We start from the raw sequence: 14,877 nt of genomic DNA, 5'->3' as shown, positions 1-14,877 counted from the left end.
CACAGATTCGTTGAGCGGAGGGCATAGTCGTGCCAATCAGAGTTCTCCTTGCGGATGACCATTCCACGTCGCTGGCAAGGATGCGCCGGGTGTTGGCGCTGATGGACAATGTCGAGATCGTTGACGTACCCAGGCGTTCCACCGAATTGATGGAATTGCTGGGCCGAAACAGAATCGATGTCCTGCTTTGCGCCTTTCACCTGGCTGGCAGGCAGCCTGGAGATGGCATCGCATTGCTGGACCGTCTGCATGGTGTCTGTCCACACGTGCGCGTTGTCTTCATCACGACGTTCTGCAGCCCGCTTGTCCTGCGCGCCATGATTGTCTCGGGCGCCCATGGCTTGCTGATGAGAGGCGACTCGGACCTGGATATCGCAAGCGCCGTTCAAGCCGTCGCGCGGGGGCGCTTGTATATCGCGGCATCGGTGCGCCGCCTGATGTCGTATTCGCGGGCGGTGGACGAGCAGATCGACGCCTTTGCCAGCGATTGCATTTCGCCGCGGGAGACCGAGGTGCTCCGCCGCTATACGCGAGGCATGACGGTGGGCGAGATTGCCACGGCGTTGGGCCGCAGCGTCAAGACCGTGAGCACGCAGCGTATTGCGGGCATGAAGAAGCTGGGCCTGGCAAACGACCGCGAACTGTATGAGTACGCGCTCGCATTCCGGTTCCTTCCCGCCAACGAGGATATCGCCGTGATGGAGGAGGCCGATTCCAGGCAGGGATAGTGGCGCGGGCGGTCGAATGGATGGCTGAATGAGGCGGGCGCCAATGCATGGCGCCGACGTGGCCAAATATCCAGAATCGTCTGATATGAAAATAGACCGATCGCCCGCATTATTTAATAATGCATTTCCATCGACTTCGCGCAAGGCGCCGTGGCGTCAACATTTCGCCGCCGCGCGTAGCCGTCGTGATGCTATATCTTCTGGTTGTGGCGCTGCTGCTGTGTGCGGGCATGGTAGCCGTGCTGTACCTGCAGTCGGAGTTCGACAAGAGCATTTCAGCCTATCGGCGCCAAATGAATGCCGCGGCATATAACGCGCAGACATTTTTCGCACGACGGAGTTCGCTGCTGAAATCGCTGATCGATTCCATTTCCGAAGGCAAGGGGGAAGCGGTCCCGTTGCCATCGAGCGCGGCACACCGCATCGAAGGGATCCCGCTCGCGCTCGACAGGCAGCTGGGCAAGGGCTGGGCCCTGTATGTCACCGAACGGGACAGGGATGCAATCGCGCGGTCAGGCGCCCATCTGGTCTATTGGACGCCCGCGCAATTCACCCAGGCCGGGCTGGAGAATGATCGCAGCGGAATCAGGGCGGCGATCTCGCGAGAGGTGACGGACACGTTGACGGCGCGCGATGCCCACGGGGATAACGCCGGGTCCGTTGTCTGGATCAGCGATGGCATGCATAACCGGCTTTATATGTTTGGCCGGGTCGATCCCGGCGAGAAGGCAGCCGGCTGGCTTGGGCTGGCGCTGGACAATGTCGAGCCGAGTCTGCTGCTTTCCAGTGCCGGTCTCGGCTATATGCTGCTGGACCGTCAGGACAACGTCGTTCTTGAAAGCCGGGAAGATGCCGAGCTAAGGCGGGATCTGGCGAGCTCGACGCGCGAGGATGCCTTTCTCCGGTACGGACCGGGCCCGATACCCCAGTACCTCACCCTCAGCAAGGCGGTGGGCGAGGATGGCTGGCGTATCGTGTATTTCATTCGCGCGAGCGCGTTGCTTAAAGCCGGCATGCCCGCCATCCAGCCAGCGCTGGGCATCTGCCTGTTGCTTGTCATCGGCATTGGCGCCGGCATCGTGTATGTCAACCGGCATCTGATGCTGCCCGCGCGGCGGCAGTTCAACCGCCTGATTGAAAGCGAAGCCTTCAGCCGCTCCATCATCGAGGCTGCCCCGGTAGCGCTGTGCGTGCTGCGCCGCCGCGATGGCAACGTGCCGCTGGCCAACGGACTTGCTCGAAGCTGGCTCGATCACGATGTGTCCTGGCGCGATGCCGCGCTCGCCACCGGCCGCTATCCGAGTGCTGGCAGGGAGCTGTCGCTGCATGATGGCCGCAGCGTCTACATATCGTTTGCTGCCGCGCGCTACCAGGGCGACGATGTGGTGATCTGTGCGTTCAATGACATCACGGCGCATAAGGAGATGGAAGCGGCCATGCAACTGGCCATACGACGCGCGGAAGCCGCCAACGAGGCCAAGACCGTCTTCCTGACTACCATGAGCCATGAAATTCGCACACCGCTTTATGGCATTCTGGGTACGCTGGAACTTCTCGCCCTGAGCACGACATCAGGGCAGCAGAGGGAGTATCTCAAGGCACTCGAAAGATCCTCGGCATCGCTATTGCAGGTGGTCGACAACACGCTCGACATCTCGAGAATCGAAGCGGGGAGCCTGATGCTCGAGCCGGCTGCTTTCTCGCCGCTCGAGCTGACGGAGGATGTGCTTTCCTCGTACGCCGCCCGTGCGGCGCGCAAGGGCCTGCTGATCTACGCCTGTATCGATGCGGACATTCCAGGGAGCGTCCTTGGCGACGCGGCTCGTGTGCGCCAGATCCTGAACAACCTCCTGAGCAACGCCATCAAGTTCACGCAGATGGGCCGGGTGGTGCTGCGCGCGCGGCTGTCGGCAAGGCGGCAGGACGGTGTCGAACTGATGTGGCAGGTGGCGGACACCGGCGTTGGCATCGCGGTTGCAAGCCAGGCGCATATTTTCGAGTCGTACTATCAGGCAAGCGGTAGCAGGCAGGCGACGGCAGGATCGGGACTGGGCCTTTCGATCTGCCATCGGCTCACCTATTTGATGGGGGGCGCTATCCAGGTTGTGAGCGAACCCGGCCTCGGAAGCCTTTTCTCGGTTACGCTGCCCCTTGCGCTGTCCATCGATACACCGGATCCGGCAGTACCCCGATTGCGGCCCGGCATGGTGCATGTGCGCTCGGATGTGAGGGAGTTTGCCACGCATCTGTGCGCCTGGCTTCGCCATTGGGGGGCTGTTGCGCAGCCATACTCCCCGACGCAGGGCGGCCAGCACAGGGGCGAGATATTGATAGACGCATTGCCCTCGGAGCGCAGCGAGGTTTTCTGGGCGGGGCTTCGGGTTCTGGCGACGCCGTTCGGGCCGGACCATCCGGAAAAGAGCGGGGGGGCATGGCGGGTGAATGCATATAGCGTCAGGGCGATCGGTCTCGCAGTCCAGTTTGCGCAGGATGACGTTGCGGAGAGTGGCCGACCAGGCCCAGGCCCAGGCCCTTTTGGCTCGCGTTGACGGCGTTCGAGGTGAACGCGATGGCGCCGCTCGCTTGCGCGCCAGTCGCCGTGCAAGGCGTCGCAGCAGACAGTCCGGCCAGGCACATCGGGCGTCCTTACATCCGCACCCTCTCCACCAGGAAATCCAGCAATGTCCGCACCCGCGCCGGCAGATGGCGGCCCGGGCCGATGTACACCGCATGCACTTCTTCCAGGTCGCCAGGGTTGAACGCTTCCAGCACCGGCACCAGGCGTCCGGCGGCAATGTCCTCGCGCACCTGGAACAGGGCGATCCTTGCCAGGCCGAGCCCGCCGACGGCCAGGCGCCGCAACGCGTCGCCGTTGCTTGCGCAGGCGTTGCCGACGGGCGCCACCGCGGCGGGCTCGCCATCCACCAGTATCGGCCAGCCTTCGATGGCGCGCGCATAGCCTAGCTTCAGGCAGTTATGCCCGGCCAGGTCGGCCGGCACGCGAGGCGTGCCGCAACGCGCCAGGTAGGCCGGCGCGCCCACGATGACCATGCGGGTTTGGCCCAGCTTCCGCGCCACCAGCCGGGAATTCTTCAACGCTCCGGCGCGAATGGCCACATCGGTGCGTTCTTCCAGCAGGTCGATGACCTCGTCGGTCAGCACGAGATCCAGCTGGATATCCGGGTACCGCGCCAGGAATTCCGGCACCAGCGGCAACAGGAAGTGGTCGCCGAAGGGCACGTTGGCGTTGATGCGCACCCGGCCATGCGGCGCGGCGCTGGCGGCGGCGCCGCGCTCGGCGTCGTCCAGGTCTGCCAGCACGCGCACGGCGCGCTCGTAGAAGGCGCTGCCTTCGGCCGTCAGCTCGATGCGCCGGGTGGAGCGGTTGACCAGCCGCGCGCCCAGCCGCGTCTCCAGCCGGGCCACCAGCTTGCTGACAGCCGAAGGCGTCATGCGCAAGGCGCGCGCGGCGGCCGAGAAGCCGCCCTGTTCCACGACCCGTACAAAGACTTCCATCTCGCCTGAGCGATTGACGTCGAGCCGCGACATTGTGAATTCAATTCATAAATATTGTTCGTGCAGGCAGTCTACCGCATGAATCGGTGTATCCCCATACTTCCCTCCTGGCGGCGCATCCGGCATCGCCCGCGGTGGCTCTTCCGCCGCATCGCACGGAACCTGTCCTTCACGTCTCCCATGCCACTAGCCCTTTTTGCCCTCACCGCCGGTGCCTTCGGCATCGGCGTCACCGAATTCATCATCATGGGCCTGCTGCTCGAGGTCGGAACCGATCTCGGGGTCTCCATCGCGGCGGCCGGCCTGCTGATCTCCGGCTACGCGCTCGGCGTGGTGGCCGGTGCGCCGCTCATGACGGCGCTCACCGCACGCTGGCCGCGCAAGACGGCGCTGCTGGTGCTGATGGTGATCTTCACCGTCGGCAACGTGGCCTGCGCGCTGGCGCCGGACTACCACACGCTGATGGCCGCGCGGGTACTGACCGCGCTGGCGCACGGCACCTTCTTCGGCGTCGGCTCGGTGGTGGCCACTGGGCTGGTGCCGCCGCAGCGGCGCGCCTCGGCCATTGCCGTGATGTTCACCGGCCTGACCGTGGCCAGCGTGCTCGGCGTGCCATTCGGTACCTGGCTTGGCCAGGCCTACGGCTGGCGCGCCAGCTTTTGGGCGGTTGCCGCCGTGGGCCTGCTGGCGGTACTGGTGATTGCCGCGCTGGTACCTGCCGAGCGCGCGGCGCCGGAAGCCCCCGACCTGCGCCGCGACCTGCGCGCGCTGATGCGCCGGCCGGTGCTGCTGGGGCTGCTGACCACGGTGCTGGGCTATGCCGGCGTGTTCGCCGTCTTTACCTATATCGCGCCGATCCTGACGCAGATCACCGGGTTTGCCGACAGCGCGGTATCGCCCATCCTGCTGGTGTTCGGCGTCGGCCTGGTGGTGGGCAACCTGCTTGGCGGCCGGCTGGCGGACCGCCGCCTGCAGGCCACCGTGCTGGGCAGCCTGGCGGCGCTGGCGGTGGTGCTGGGCCTGATGACCTTTGCGTTGCATAGCAGGGTGCTGGCGGTGATCTTCGTCGGCCTGCTTGGCGTGGCCGCCTTTGCCACCGTGGCGCCGCTGCAGATGTGGGTGCTGGAGCGTGCCCGGGGGGCCGGGCAGAGCCTGGCGTCCAGCTTCAATATCGCGGCCTTCAACCTGGGCAACGCCATCGGTGCCTGGCTGGGCGGGGCGGTTATTACCCGGGGCCCGGGGCTGGGCGCGGTGACCTGGGTTGCCGCGCTGGTGCCGGTAGCGGCCCTGGCGGTGGCGTGGCTGGCCATCCGTCTCGAAGGCAGTACCCACGGCGGGCAGGCGGGCGGCAGCTCGGGCCTGTCTTCGCAGCCGCTGCACTGATGCGCGGCTCCGCCGAACCATTTTTCATGCTTCTTCTTTCATCTTCATCGAGAGCCAATCATGTCCGCAAGCCAACATCTGCAGCGCCTGCTGCTCACCGTCGCCCTGACCGCACTGTCGCTGACCGCCGCCGCGCCGGCCGCCGGAGCGGGGCCTGCGGGCGCTTCGCAGGACCAGCGCGCGGCCATGGCTGGCGACGCCGCCGGCAACTGGGTGGGCAGCTGGAGCGCCAGCCCGCAACCGGTCTGGGGGCCTGACTTCATCTTCCCCACCAATATCCCGGTCAGCGTCGAGCGCCGGACCATCCGCCAGGTGGTCCGTCTCAGCCTGGGAGGTGACAAGGTACGGGTGGAGTTATCCAACACCTACGGCGCCGAGCCGCTGCATATCGGTGAAGCGCGCGTTGCGCTGGCGTCGGCGAAGGCGGAGAGCCAGGGGCAGACCGTGCCCGGCACCGATCGCCCCCTGCGCTTCGGCGGCCAGCCGGAGATCACCATACCGCCGGGCGCAGCGGTGCTTAGCGATGCCGTCGAGTTGCCGGTGCCGCCGCTGGCCAGCCTTGCCGTCAGCCTGTTCCTGCCCGGTCCGGCGCGGCTCGAGACGTTTCACTGGGAAGGCCGCCGCACGGCTTATATCGCGGCGGGCAACGCCACGGCTTCCACGCACCTGGCCGAACCCGCCATCACGCCTGCCCGCATCGTGCTGAGCCATATCCTGGTCGATGCCGCGGCGCCGGCCAGGGCCGTGGTGGCGCTGGGCGATTCGATCACCGACGGCGCCGGGGCGACGCCGGAAACCGACCGCCGCTGGCCGGACTTTCTCGCCCAGCGGCTCGCGCCCGCCAACGTGGCGGTGCTCAACGCCGGCATCTCCGGCGCGCGGGTGCTGCGCGACCGCATGGGCGTCAATGCGCTGGCCCGCTTCGAGCGCGACGTGCTGGCCCAGCCGGGGGTGGCGGCGGTGATCCTGCTGATGGGCATCAACGACATCAGCTGGCCAGGCACGCTGTTTGCACCGGAGGAACCCGCCATGCAGGCGCAGGCGCTGATTGCAGGCTATCGCCAGCTGATCGCGCGCGCCCATAGCCGGGGTGTGCGCATCGTCGGCGCGACCTTGCCGCCGTTCGAAGGCGCGCTGGAGGGGACGCCGCTGGACAACTACTACAACACGGACAAGGAAGCGCTGCGCCAGCAGGTCAATGCCTGGATACGCACCAGCGGCGCCTTCGATGCGGTGGTGGATTTCGATGCGCTGCTGCGCGATCCCGCGCATCCCGCGCGGCTGCTGCCGGCCTATGACTCGGGCGACCACCTGCACCCGGGAGATCGCGGCTATCGGGCGATGGCCGAGGCGATCGACCTGGAGGCCTTGCTGTAGGCCGGTGCGTTGCGGCTGCGCAGGCGGTAGCGTATGCTGGCGGCTGCCTGCCGGCGCCACGGAACATGTCTTCACGCAGGCCCGCCTTACTCATCATCACGCCAACATGATCACCTGCTACCTGCGCTATATCGTCGACGCCACCAAGCTGAAGGAGTTCGAGCATTACGGCAAGCTGTGGATTCCCCTCGTGGAGAAATTCGGCGGCCAGCATCATGGCTACTTCCTGCCGTCCGAAGGGGCCAACAACGTCGCCCTTGCCATGTTCTCCTTCCCGAGCCTCGCCGCCTACGAGACCTATCGCCAGCAGTCGTTCAATGACCCGGCGTGCCAGGCGGCATTCCGCTATGCGGAGGAGACGCGCTGCATCGTCAGCTACGAGCGCAGCTTTTTCCGGCCGGTGTTCGGGTAGCAGGGCGGGCGGCTGGCCAGTGGCTTAGTGCCGCCGGCGCGGTCACCGCCCCATCGCCTGGCCGATCAGCTTACCCAGCAGCTTCACCCCTTCCTCGATCCGCTCGTCCGCGATGGCCGTATATCCCATGCGGAAATGGGGCGAGGGCGCGTCGGTGGCGAAGAACACGTCGCCTGGCTCGATGATGACGCCGTGCGTGAGCGCGATCGCTGCGAGCTTGCGGGCGTCGAGCCCGGGCGGGCCTTCGACCCAGAACGAGGAGGCCCCCGGCGAGTTGTGCGCGCGCGCCTGCGGCAGGTGGCGCGCCAGCATTTCGCGCAGGATTCCCGCGCGGCGCTGGAAGATGGGCGCTACGCGCCGCAGCAGGGCGTCGTGGTGGCCCAGCGAGATAAACAGCGCGGTGGCGCGCTGGTTGTTGGCGGGCGGGTGGCGCAGCATGAAGCGGCGCAGCGCGCGCGCCTGCCGGATCACCGCGGCGGGGGCGACGATATAGCCCAGCCGGATGCCGGGCACGAAGGATTTGGACAGGCTGCCCACATAGATGACGCGGCCGTCGCGGTCCAGGCTCTTGAGCGCGGGGATGGGCTGGGTCAGCGCGGGGTTCTCGGTGTCGTAGTCGTCCTCGATCAGTACCACATCGTGGCGGCGCGCTTCCAGCAGCAGGGTCTCGCGCCGCTCCAGCGGCATGGTGACGGTGGTGGGGCACTGATAGCTGGGGGTGATGAAGGCGTAGTCGCATTGCGCCAGCCCGGCGTCCGGGCACAAGCCGGATTCGTCCACCGCCAGCGGAATCACCTCGCGCGCGCGCATGCCGAAGATATGGCGGGCATCGTTATAGCCAGGCTCTTCCAGCCCGACCCGGGTGCCTTGCATCAACAGGTCGGCCAGCAGGTAGAGCGCGTGCTGCGCGCCCATGGTGACCATGATCTCGTCGGGGTTGGCCCACACGCCCCGACGCGGCAGGATGTGTTTTTGCAACTGCTCGATCAGCAGCGGATCGTCGCGGTCGATCAGGTCCGAGGCCCAGCCGCGGATCTCCAGCACCGCCAGCGCCATGCGCGAGCATTCGCGCCAGTCGGCGGTGGGAAACAGCGCGGGATCGAACTGGCCGTAGATGAAGGGGTAGGGGTAATTCTGCCACTCGCTGGGTTTGACGATGGCGCGCTTGCCGGTCATGTCGGGCAGGCGCGCGGCCCAGTCGGGAGCGGCTTCCGGCCCCGATCCGGCATCGGCCGCGGGTGTTGCCTGCGGGGGCGCCGGCACAGGACTGGCCGCGCTGGGCAACTGCGCCACGATGAAATAGCCGCGCCGCGGCCTGGTTTCCAGGAAGTGCTCCTCGACCAGTTGCTGGAACGCCAGGATCACCGTATTGCGGGCGATGCCCAGTGTGGCCGCCAGCTCCCGGCTGGAGGGCAGGGCGCTGCCTTCCGGCAATTGCCGGGCGAGGATGGCCGATACCAGTTGCTGGCGCAACTGTGCCTGCAGGCTGACGCCGGCATCGGGGGACAGTTGCAGCAACCGGTTCCAGAAAGTGTTCGCCTTGCCTAAGCTTGCCATGCCGCTCCGTTGCTGTGGCCGTCGCGCCGGCCCTGATGATCTGCGGCGGATGATGGGCGAAGCCGGCCGCCGGCGAAATGCGGCTCGGCCGCAGGCCGGCGCCGGGCTTCCCGGCGATCCGCGGGCGGGTCCTTCAGCGGCCGAGAATCCATCCCGCCAGGCTTTGCAGGTCGTCCTTCGACAATCCTGCATAGGGGGGCATCGGCACCTGGCCCCACTTGCCGGCGCCGCCGGCGCGGATGTTCTGCTCCACCAGTGCCGCGGCGCCTGGCTGGTTCGCGTATTTTGCCGCCACGTCCTTGAAGGCCGGGCCCACTACCTTCTTCTCGACCGCATGGCAGGCGGTGCAGCCATTGGCCGTGAGCAGGGCCTGGGGATCGTGGCTGCCCGTGGCCGCAGCGGCAGCCGGTGCCGGCGCATTGCCTTGCACCGCGCCTCTGTCCGCATAAGCCGTGCGCTCCGCCCCGTAGGTCCTGGTCAGGTAGTCGACCATGGCCGGGATGTCTTCATCGGGGAAGGGCGCGCCAAAGGGCTTCTTCATCTTCCTGACCGTGGCGTCCCAGTAGCCGCGCGGCGATGAAGGCGGCTGCGTCAGCACGTATTGTGCCGAGTGGCAGGTCATGCAGTTTTGCCGGACCAGCTGGTAGCCGGGCAGTTCGCTCGGCGTATAGCGCGCGGTCTCGGGCGGCAGCGTGATTTCCAGCGCGTGCACGGCCGGCGCGCCGGCGAGCGCGGCCAGGGCGAGGGACCAGGCGCGAAAAGGGATCTGTCTGGTGGTATGCATGGCTGTCTCCTTCATGCCGCCACCACGCGCGTGGTTTCCACCACGTTGCGCATGTAGCCGGCCGGGTTCCACAGCGCGGTGAGGGGCTGGCTCTGGCCGATACGGTTGCTGGCGCGCACCTTCAGCTCGTACTCGCCCTTCTTCGGCGGCGTGAATGCGGCCGTCCACTCGCGGAAGGAGTAGCGGCCCAGGTCCTTGCCGAGCTGCGTGGCGCGCCAGGTGCGGCCGCCGTCCACGGACAAGGCCACTTCGTCGATGCCATAGCCGCCGTCGAAGGCGATACCCCGCAGCACGGTCTGGCGGCCGGCGTGCAGCCTGGCGCCATCTTCCACGCTGGTGATGAAGGAGCGCACGTTGAAGCGGTTGATCGGCACCGTGCGCGCGGGCGCGGAGCCCGGCGCCACGCAGGCGCAGGCGTTGTCGGGGATGCGGTAGGCGGCGGTCATCCAGAAGCCGTCGAACGGCTTGTCGAGCACCTGGATGTCGGAGAGGTGCTTGACCCAGTAGGTGCCATAGTGTCCAGGCACGATCAGGCGCAGCGGGTAGCCGTTCAGCATGGGCAGGTCCGCGCCGTTCATGGCCCAGGCCAGCATCACCTCGCCGTCGCGCGCCTGGTCGATGGACAAGGCCTTGACGAAGTCCGGGCTGCCTTCCAGCGGCGGGTGATCCAGGCCGTCGAAACTCACCTGCAGCGCGCCGGCCTGTACCCCGGCTTTGTCCAGCAGCGCTTTCAGGGGCACGCCGGTCCAGCGCGCATTGCCCATGGCGCCGTTGCCCAGCTGTCCGCCGTTGGCGCGTGGGGCAAAGAAGCCCCGGCTGTTGCCCGAGCACTGGTTGACCGCCACCAGGTCCACCGGGCCGGCCAGCCGCCGGATCTCGTCGAGCGAGAGTTCCAGCGGCGTATTGACCTTGCCGCCCACGCGCAGCCGGTAGGTCTGCGGATCGATGCTGGTGGGGATGCCGCTCCAGTGATAGCGCACGAAGAAGGCGTCGTTGGGCGTGATCAGGCCATCGTTGAACACCCTGAAGGGCGTTTCCAGCTGCGGCGGCCGGCTGGTCAGCAGGATCAGCGGTCGCTTTTGCGGGAAGGCTACCAGTTCTCGCTCGCCGTTTTCGAAGGGGAGTTCGATGCGATCGGCGGCGATGGCCGCCAGCGCATCGAGCGCCGGGTGGGCCAGCGCCGCGCCGGCGCCGATCGCGCCGAGCGCCCGCAGCGCGCCGCGGCGGCCCGGTTGGGGTGATACGGGATCATGGTCTCGGGCCATGCCGGCCTCCTCGTCTTTTGTGGGTACAGCGGTATTGGGCGGCACCGCCCCGGTCCGACTTCAGATCACTTCGTCCTTCATGTGATACCAACGGTACAGGAACCACTGCCCAAAGCGGCGGAACGGCGCGAACGCCTGCGCTTCCACCATCTCGCGCACGTTCGGGAACGGCAGCGCCGAACGGAATATCGGCAACTCCGGCCCGGCGCTCTTGCCCGCGATCAGCGCCGCCATGCGCTTGCCGGCCTGGGCGGAATACATCACGCCATTGCCGCCATAGCCCATCGCGTAGTAAATGGTCTGGGCCGGGTCCGGCTGGAAGATGCGCGGCATCATGTCGTGGCTCACATCGACCCAGCCCCACCAAGAATAGTCGATCTGGATGCCTTCCAGCGCCGGGAACTTGCGGTGCAGGTCGCCAACGAGCTTGTCCTTGTATTTATGCTGCGGCGCATCGTTGCCGGTGATGGCGCTGCGGCTGCCGATCTGCAGGCGGCCGTCCGGCATCAGCCGGTAGTAGTGCCGCAGGATGCGCGTGTCGGTGATGACCTGCGTCGTGCGGAAGTTGCATGCCTCGCGCTCGGCGGGCGTCAGCGGCCGGGTGACGATGGAGTTCGACAGGATGGGGAACAGCCGGTTCTTCAGTTGCGCATGCAGGCTCGGCGACGTGTAGCCGCCGGTGGCCACGCCCACCGCGCGGGCACGCACGATGCCGCCCGGCGTCTTGAGATAGTGCACGCCGCCGCGCGTTTCCCAGCTCAGCACCGGGCTGGAGGGATGCACCCTGGCGCCCAGCGCGCGTGCCTTGCGCAGGTAGCCGAAGGCCAGCTTGCCGGCATGGATGCCGATGCCTTCGGGCTCGTGCATGGCGCCCGCGGCTTCCTTGTCGTCGACGTATTCGCGCTTGACGGTGTCGGCATCGAGGATGCGCGCGTCGTACCCGAACACCTCGCGCAGCACCTTGGCTTCCTTCTCCAGCCCCGGCATGACCTTGGCCCGGTGGGCGATGTACAGATGGCCGCCCGGCTGCGGATCGCAGTCGATGTCCTTGATCAGGCCCTTGAAGGTCTCCATGCCGTCGCAGACTTCCTCGTGCAGCCGCAGCGCGGTATCCAGGCCGTAGCGCTGGATCCATTGCGAGCGCTTGAGCCGGCCCGAGGCGCACTGCGCCTGGCCGCCGTTGCGCGTGCTGCAGCCCCAGCTCACGCGGTTGGCTTCCAGCACGGTGGCTTTGATGCCGTGCTCCTGGGCCAGGAAGATCGCGCAGGTCAGGCCGGTGAAACCGGAGCCGATGATGGCCACGTCCACGTCGATATCGTGCGTGATCGGACCGTCGTCCGGCGGCGGCTCGCCGGCGGTGCCGATCCAGTAGGTGGGGGCGTACTCGCGGCCCTGGCCGGGCGTGGGCGCGACCAGGGGGTCGTAGGCCGGGTCGTACGGTTTCGAAGGCGCGGTGGCGCGGCCTTCGGGCAGGATCAGTCTGGCGGCGGTGGCATCCATTTCATTCTTCCTCTTGTACCCTTGATGGGGAATGGATTCAGCTGCCGGCGCGCGTTGCCGTGGCGTTCGCGGCGACCGGCGGACGGTCCTTGCGGTAGGCGTTCTTCACCGCGATCTTGCCGTCGCGGAAGGTGAATACATCCACCATGCGCGCCTCGATGCGCGTGCCGTCGGCCTTGGTGCCGCGGAAGGTCGATTCGCTCACGCCGCGCTCGCCGGCCACGAAATGCTCGCCGTCGAGCCATGCCGCATCCGGGAATGCCTGCCATGCCAGCTGGAAGCCCTCGCGTACCGCGTCGCGGCCCTTGAAGCTGCGGCCGAACAGCTCGCTGCCGGCCACCGCATGGAACACGCAATCGTCCGCCATGAAGCCCATCAGCGCTTCGATATCGTGGCGGTTCCAGGCGTCGGCGAAGGCTTGCAGGGTTGCCGCGGTAACTTGGTGGGTGGTCATTCGAGTCTCCTTGATGTCGTTGATCGCATCGTTGATCGCTTGCGTGCCGTACGGACCGATGCGGCTTATGACTGCAGCATAGAGAGGTGGCGCGCAATGCTGTAGGGCCAGATCCCGTAAATCGTTTGGGCCAGCGTGCCGGGCAGGCGCGGGCCAGCCGAGGCGGAAAGGGTCCGCCGCGGCTGGCGATGTTTTTCTTTTGAGGGGAATCCGCGATGGCATGCGTCGCGGAAGGTGGATCGGGCCAGGGAGCCCGTCAGCCGGTCAGTCGGCGCGGCGTATCTCGGGCATCCGCGCAGCGCCGGTGTGCTTGCGGCATTGCTGGCGCACGGCAAAGGCCAGCAGCAGGATGCCCAGGCTGGCGATGCCGAGCAGCAGCGGGGTCCGTTGGTCGGGGATAAAGGCCATGGCGACGACGATCCCGGCCATGCCGGCGATGGCGAGATAGGTCAGGTAGGGGAAGGCCCACATCCGCACCTTGAGCCGCTGCGGCGCTTCGCGTTCCAGGCGCGTGCGCAGGCGCAGCTGCGAGAGCGCGATCAGGATGTAGACGAAGATGGCGACCGTGCCATACGAGTTGACCAGGAAGGCGAACACCTTGTCCGGCGACACATAGGACATCACCACCGCGCCGTAGCCGAACAGCGTGGCGAACAGGATGGCCCTGACCGGCACGCCATTGCAGCTCAGCCTGGCCAGGGACTTGGGCGCATCGCCCCGCTTGGTCAGCGCAAACAGCATGCGCGACGAAGCGTAGAGCCCTGAGTTCAGCGCCGACAGCACCGCGGTCAGCACCACCGCGTTCATGATCTGCGCCGCTGCCGGAATGCCCATGGCCTTGAGCGCGCTCACATAGGGCGTGGCGATGCCTGCCGAATTCCACGGTACCAGGCACACCACCAGCAGCACGGAGCCCACGTAGAACACCAGCACGCGGGTGATGACCGAACTGGTGGCCTTGGCTACCGCCTTCTGCGGTTCCGCGGTTTCCGCCGCGGCGATGGTGACGATCTCGGCACCGAAGTAGAAGCCCGTTGCCGCTACCGCGCCGGTCAGCACCGGCATGATCCCGTTCGGCGCGAAGCCGCCATGCACGGTCAGGTGCGCCACGCTGGCGGTGGCGCCCGGCCACATGCCGAGCACGAACAGGCCCGCCAGGAACAGGAACACCACGATGGCGGCCACCTTGATCGAGGCAAACCAGAACTCGAATTCGCCGAACGACTTCACCGAGATCAGGTTGGTCAGCATCACCAGCAGCACCAGGCTGATGCTCCAGGCTGGCACGTCGGGCAGCCAGAACTGCACCAGGCTGGCCCCGGCCACGGCCTCCAGCGCGACCACGATCACCCAGAAATACCAGTACATCCATCCGGTCAGGAAGCCGGCCAGCTCACCCATGGCCGGGCGGTCGCTCCAGGCCTCGCGGGCATATTCGTAGAAGGAGCCCACGGTGGGCAGCGCGCACGCCATCTCGCCCAGCATGCGCATTACCAGCACCACCAGCAGGCCGGTAATCAGGAAGGAAATCACCGCCGCCGGTCCGGCGGACTTGATGACGACGCCGCTGCCGACGAAAAGGCCGGCGCCGATCACACCGCCCAGCGCGATCATGGTCATGTGGCGCTGCTTCAGCCCGTGCTTCAGGCCGCTTGACTGCTGCTCATCGTGAATCACTTTGCTTGTCTCCTGCATTACCCAGGGTCATGCGCCGCGGTTTTTATAGTAGGTCGGCGATGGGCTCGCCGCCGGAATCCGCGGTCGTTGCGGGGAGGCGGCGCATAGGATACGCGCCGCCTGCGCCGCGAAGGTCGGATCATCGCTTGCCCGGGCGCGATGCGGTATCCGGGCAAGCGATGATCGCGCGCTTGGTGGCTTGGCTGCTTGCGGCCTCGCTCAGC

12 protein-coding genes are annotated in these 14,877 nt (G+C 66.9%); 5 read left to right on the top strand and 7 right to left on the bottom strand.

Annotated features, from left to right (window positions below):
• Positions 1 to 29: 29 nt before the first annotated feature.
• Complete coding sequence (locus tag P3W85_RS31155) at positions 30 to 728, top strand: response regulator transcription factor (RefSeq protein WP_276267593.1); 699 nt, start codon at positions 30 to 32, stop codon at positions 726 to 728.
• A gap of 188 nt (positions 729 to 916) precedes the next feature.
• Positions 917 to 3,277: an ATP-binding protein gene (locus tag P3W85_RS31150; RefSeq protein ID WP_276267592.1), complete on the top strand. Its 2,361-nt coding sequence runs from the start codon at positions 917 to 919 to the stop codon at positions 3,275 to 3,277.
• Positions 3,278 to 3,374: 97 nt separating this feature from the next.
• Here P3W85_RS31150 and P3W85_RS31145 read toward each other — a convergent pair whose 3' ends face one another.
• Positions 3,375 to 4,277 carry a LysR family transcriptional regulator gene (locus P3W85_RS31145; RefSeq protein WP_276267591.1) on the bottom strand — a complete coding sequence of 301 codons (903 nt, stop codon included), beginning with the start codon at positions 4,275 to 4,277 and terminating at the stop codon, positions 3,375 to 3,377.
• A gap of 147 nt (positions 4,278 to 4,424) precedes the next feature.
• On the opposite strand from P3W85_RS31145, the gene P3W85_RS31140 reads away from it, so the two are divergent.
• The 3 genes from P3W85_RS31140 to P3W85_RS31130 all read left to right on the top strand — a co-directional run bounded on the left by P3W85_RS31140 (position 4,425) and on the right by P3W85_RS31130 (position 7,416).
• Positions 4,425 to 5,627, top strand: a complete 1,203-nt coding sequence (locus tag P3W85_RS31140; RefSeq protein ID WP_276267590.1) for an MFS transporter — start codon at positions 4,425 to 4,427, stop codon at positions 5,625 to 5,627.
• A 60-nt stretch (positions 5,628 to 5,687) separates the two neighbouring features.
• Positions 5,688 to 7,004, top strand: coding sequence for an SGNH/GDSL hydrolase family protein (locus P3W85_RS31135; RefSeq protein WP_276267589.1), 1,317 nt, complete (start codon positions 5,688 to 5,690; stop codon positions 7,002 to 7,004).
• Between the two features lie 106 nt (positions 7,005 to 7,110).
• On the top strand, positions 7,111 to 7,416 hold the full coding sequence (locus P3W85_RS31130; RefSeq protein WP_017225381.1) for an NIPSNAP family protein: 306 nt from the start codon (positions 7,111 to 7,113) through the stop codon (positions 7,414 to 7,416).
• Between the two features lie 42 nt (positions 7,417 to 7,458).
• On the opposite strand, the gene P3W85_RS31125 is transcribed toward P3W85_RS31130, so the two are convergent.
• The 6 genes from P3W85_RS31125 to P3W85_RS31100 all read right to left on the bottom strand — a co-directional run bounded on the left by P3W85_RS31125 (position 7,459) and on the right by P3W85_RS31100 (position 14,671).
• The gene (locus P3W85_RS31125) at positions 7,459 to 8,973 is read right to left on the bottom strand and encodes a PLP-dependent aminotransferase family protein (protein ID WP_276267588.1); all 1,515 of its coding nucleotides are present in this window, start codon (positions 8,971 to 8,973) and stop codon (positions 7,459 to 7,461) included.
• 133 nt (positions 8,974 to 9,106) lie between these two features.
• Positions 9,107 to 9,757, bottom strand: a complete 651-nt coding sequence (locus P3W85_RS31120; protein WP_276267587.1) for a c-type cytochrome — start codon at positions 9,755 to 9,757, stop codon at positions 9,107 to 9,109.
• Positions 9,758 to 9,768: 11 nt separating this feature from the next.
• A complete protein-coding gene (locus P3W85_RS31115) occupies positions 9,769 to 11,022 on the bottom strand; it encodes a molybdopterin-dependent oxidoreductase (RefSeq protein WP_276267586.1) in 1,254 nt (417 codons plus the stop codon).
• A 60-nt stretch (positions 11,023 to 11,082) separates the two neighbouring features.
• On the bottom strand, positions 11,083 to 12,522 hold the full coding sequence (locus P3W85_RS31110) for an NAD(P)/FAD-dependent oxidoreductase (RefSeq protein WP_017224016.1): 1,440 nt from the start codon (positions 12,520 to 12,522) through the stop codon (positions 11,083 to 11,085).
• A gap of 37 nt (positions 12,523 to 12,559) precedes the next feature.
• Entirely contained in the window at positions 12,560 to 12,976 is a 417-nt protein-coding gene (locus P3W85_RS31105) for a nuclear transport factor 2 family protein (protein ID WP_017224017.1), read from the bottom strand.
• A gap of 264 nt (positions 12,977 to 13,240) precedes the next feature.
• Entirely contained in the window at positions 13,241 to 14,671 is a 1,431-nt protein-coding gene (locus P3W85_RS31100; protein ID WP_276267585.1) for an amino acid permease, read from the bottom strand.
• Positions 14,672 to 14,877: the final 206 nt, after the last annotated feature.

The organism is Cupriavidus basilensis (genome assembly GCF_029335485.1).
Classification (GTDB): Bacteria; Pseudomonadota; Gammaproteobacteria; order Burkholderiales; family Burkholderiaceae; genus Cupriavidus; species Cupriavidus basilensis_E.
This window is presented reverse-complemented; position numbering and strand designations above follow the sequence as displayed.

Coding starts and splice junctions, on each gene's coding strand:
- P3W85_RS31100 (WP_276267585.1), bottom strand. CDS start 14,671: ATGCAGGAGACAAGCAAAGTGATTCACGATGAGCAGCAGTCAAGCGGC.
- P3W85_RS31120 (WP_276267587.1), bottom strand. CDS start 9,757: ATGCATACCACCAGACAGATCCCTTTTCGCGCCTGGTCCCTCGCCCTG.
- P3W85_RS31125 (WP_276267588.1), bottom strand. CDS start 8,973: ATGGCAAGCTTAGGCAAGGCGAACACTTTCTGGAACCGGTTGCTGCAA.
- P3W85_RS31105 (WP_017224017.1), bottom strand. CDS start 12,976: ATGACCACCCACCAAGTTACCGCGGCAACCCTGCAAGCCTTCGCCGAC.
- P3W85_RS31145 (WP_276267591.1), bottom strand. CDS start 4,277: ATGTCGCGGCTCGACGTCAATCGCTCAGGCGAGATGGAAGTCTTTGTA.
- P3W85_RS31130 (WP_017225381.1), top strand. CDS start 7,111: ATGATCACCTGCTACCTGCGCTATATCGTCGACGCCACCAAGCTGAAG.
- P3W85_RS31135 (WP_276267589.1), top strand. CDS start 5,688: ATGTCCGCAAGCCAACATCTGCAGCGCCTGCTGCTCACCGTCGCCCTG.
- P3W85_RS31110 (WP_017224016.1), bottom strand. CDS start 12,522: ATGGATGCCACCGCCGCCAGACTGATCCTGCCCGAAGGCCGCGCCACC.
- P3W85_RS31115 (WP_276267586.1), bottom strand. CDS start 11,022: ATGGCCCGAGACCATGATCCCGTATCACCCCAACCGGGCCGCCGCGGC.
- P3W85_RS31150 (WP_276267592.1), top strand. CDS start 917: ATGCTATATCTTCTGGTTGTGGCGCTGCTGCTGTGTGCGGGCATGGTA.
- P3W85_RS31140 (WP_276267590.1), top strand. CDS start 4,425: ATGCCACTAGCCCTTTTTGCCCTCACCGCCGGTGCCTTCGGCATCGGC.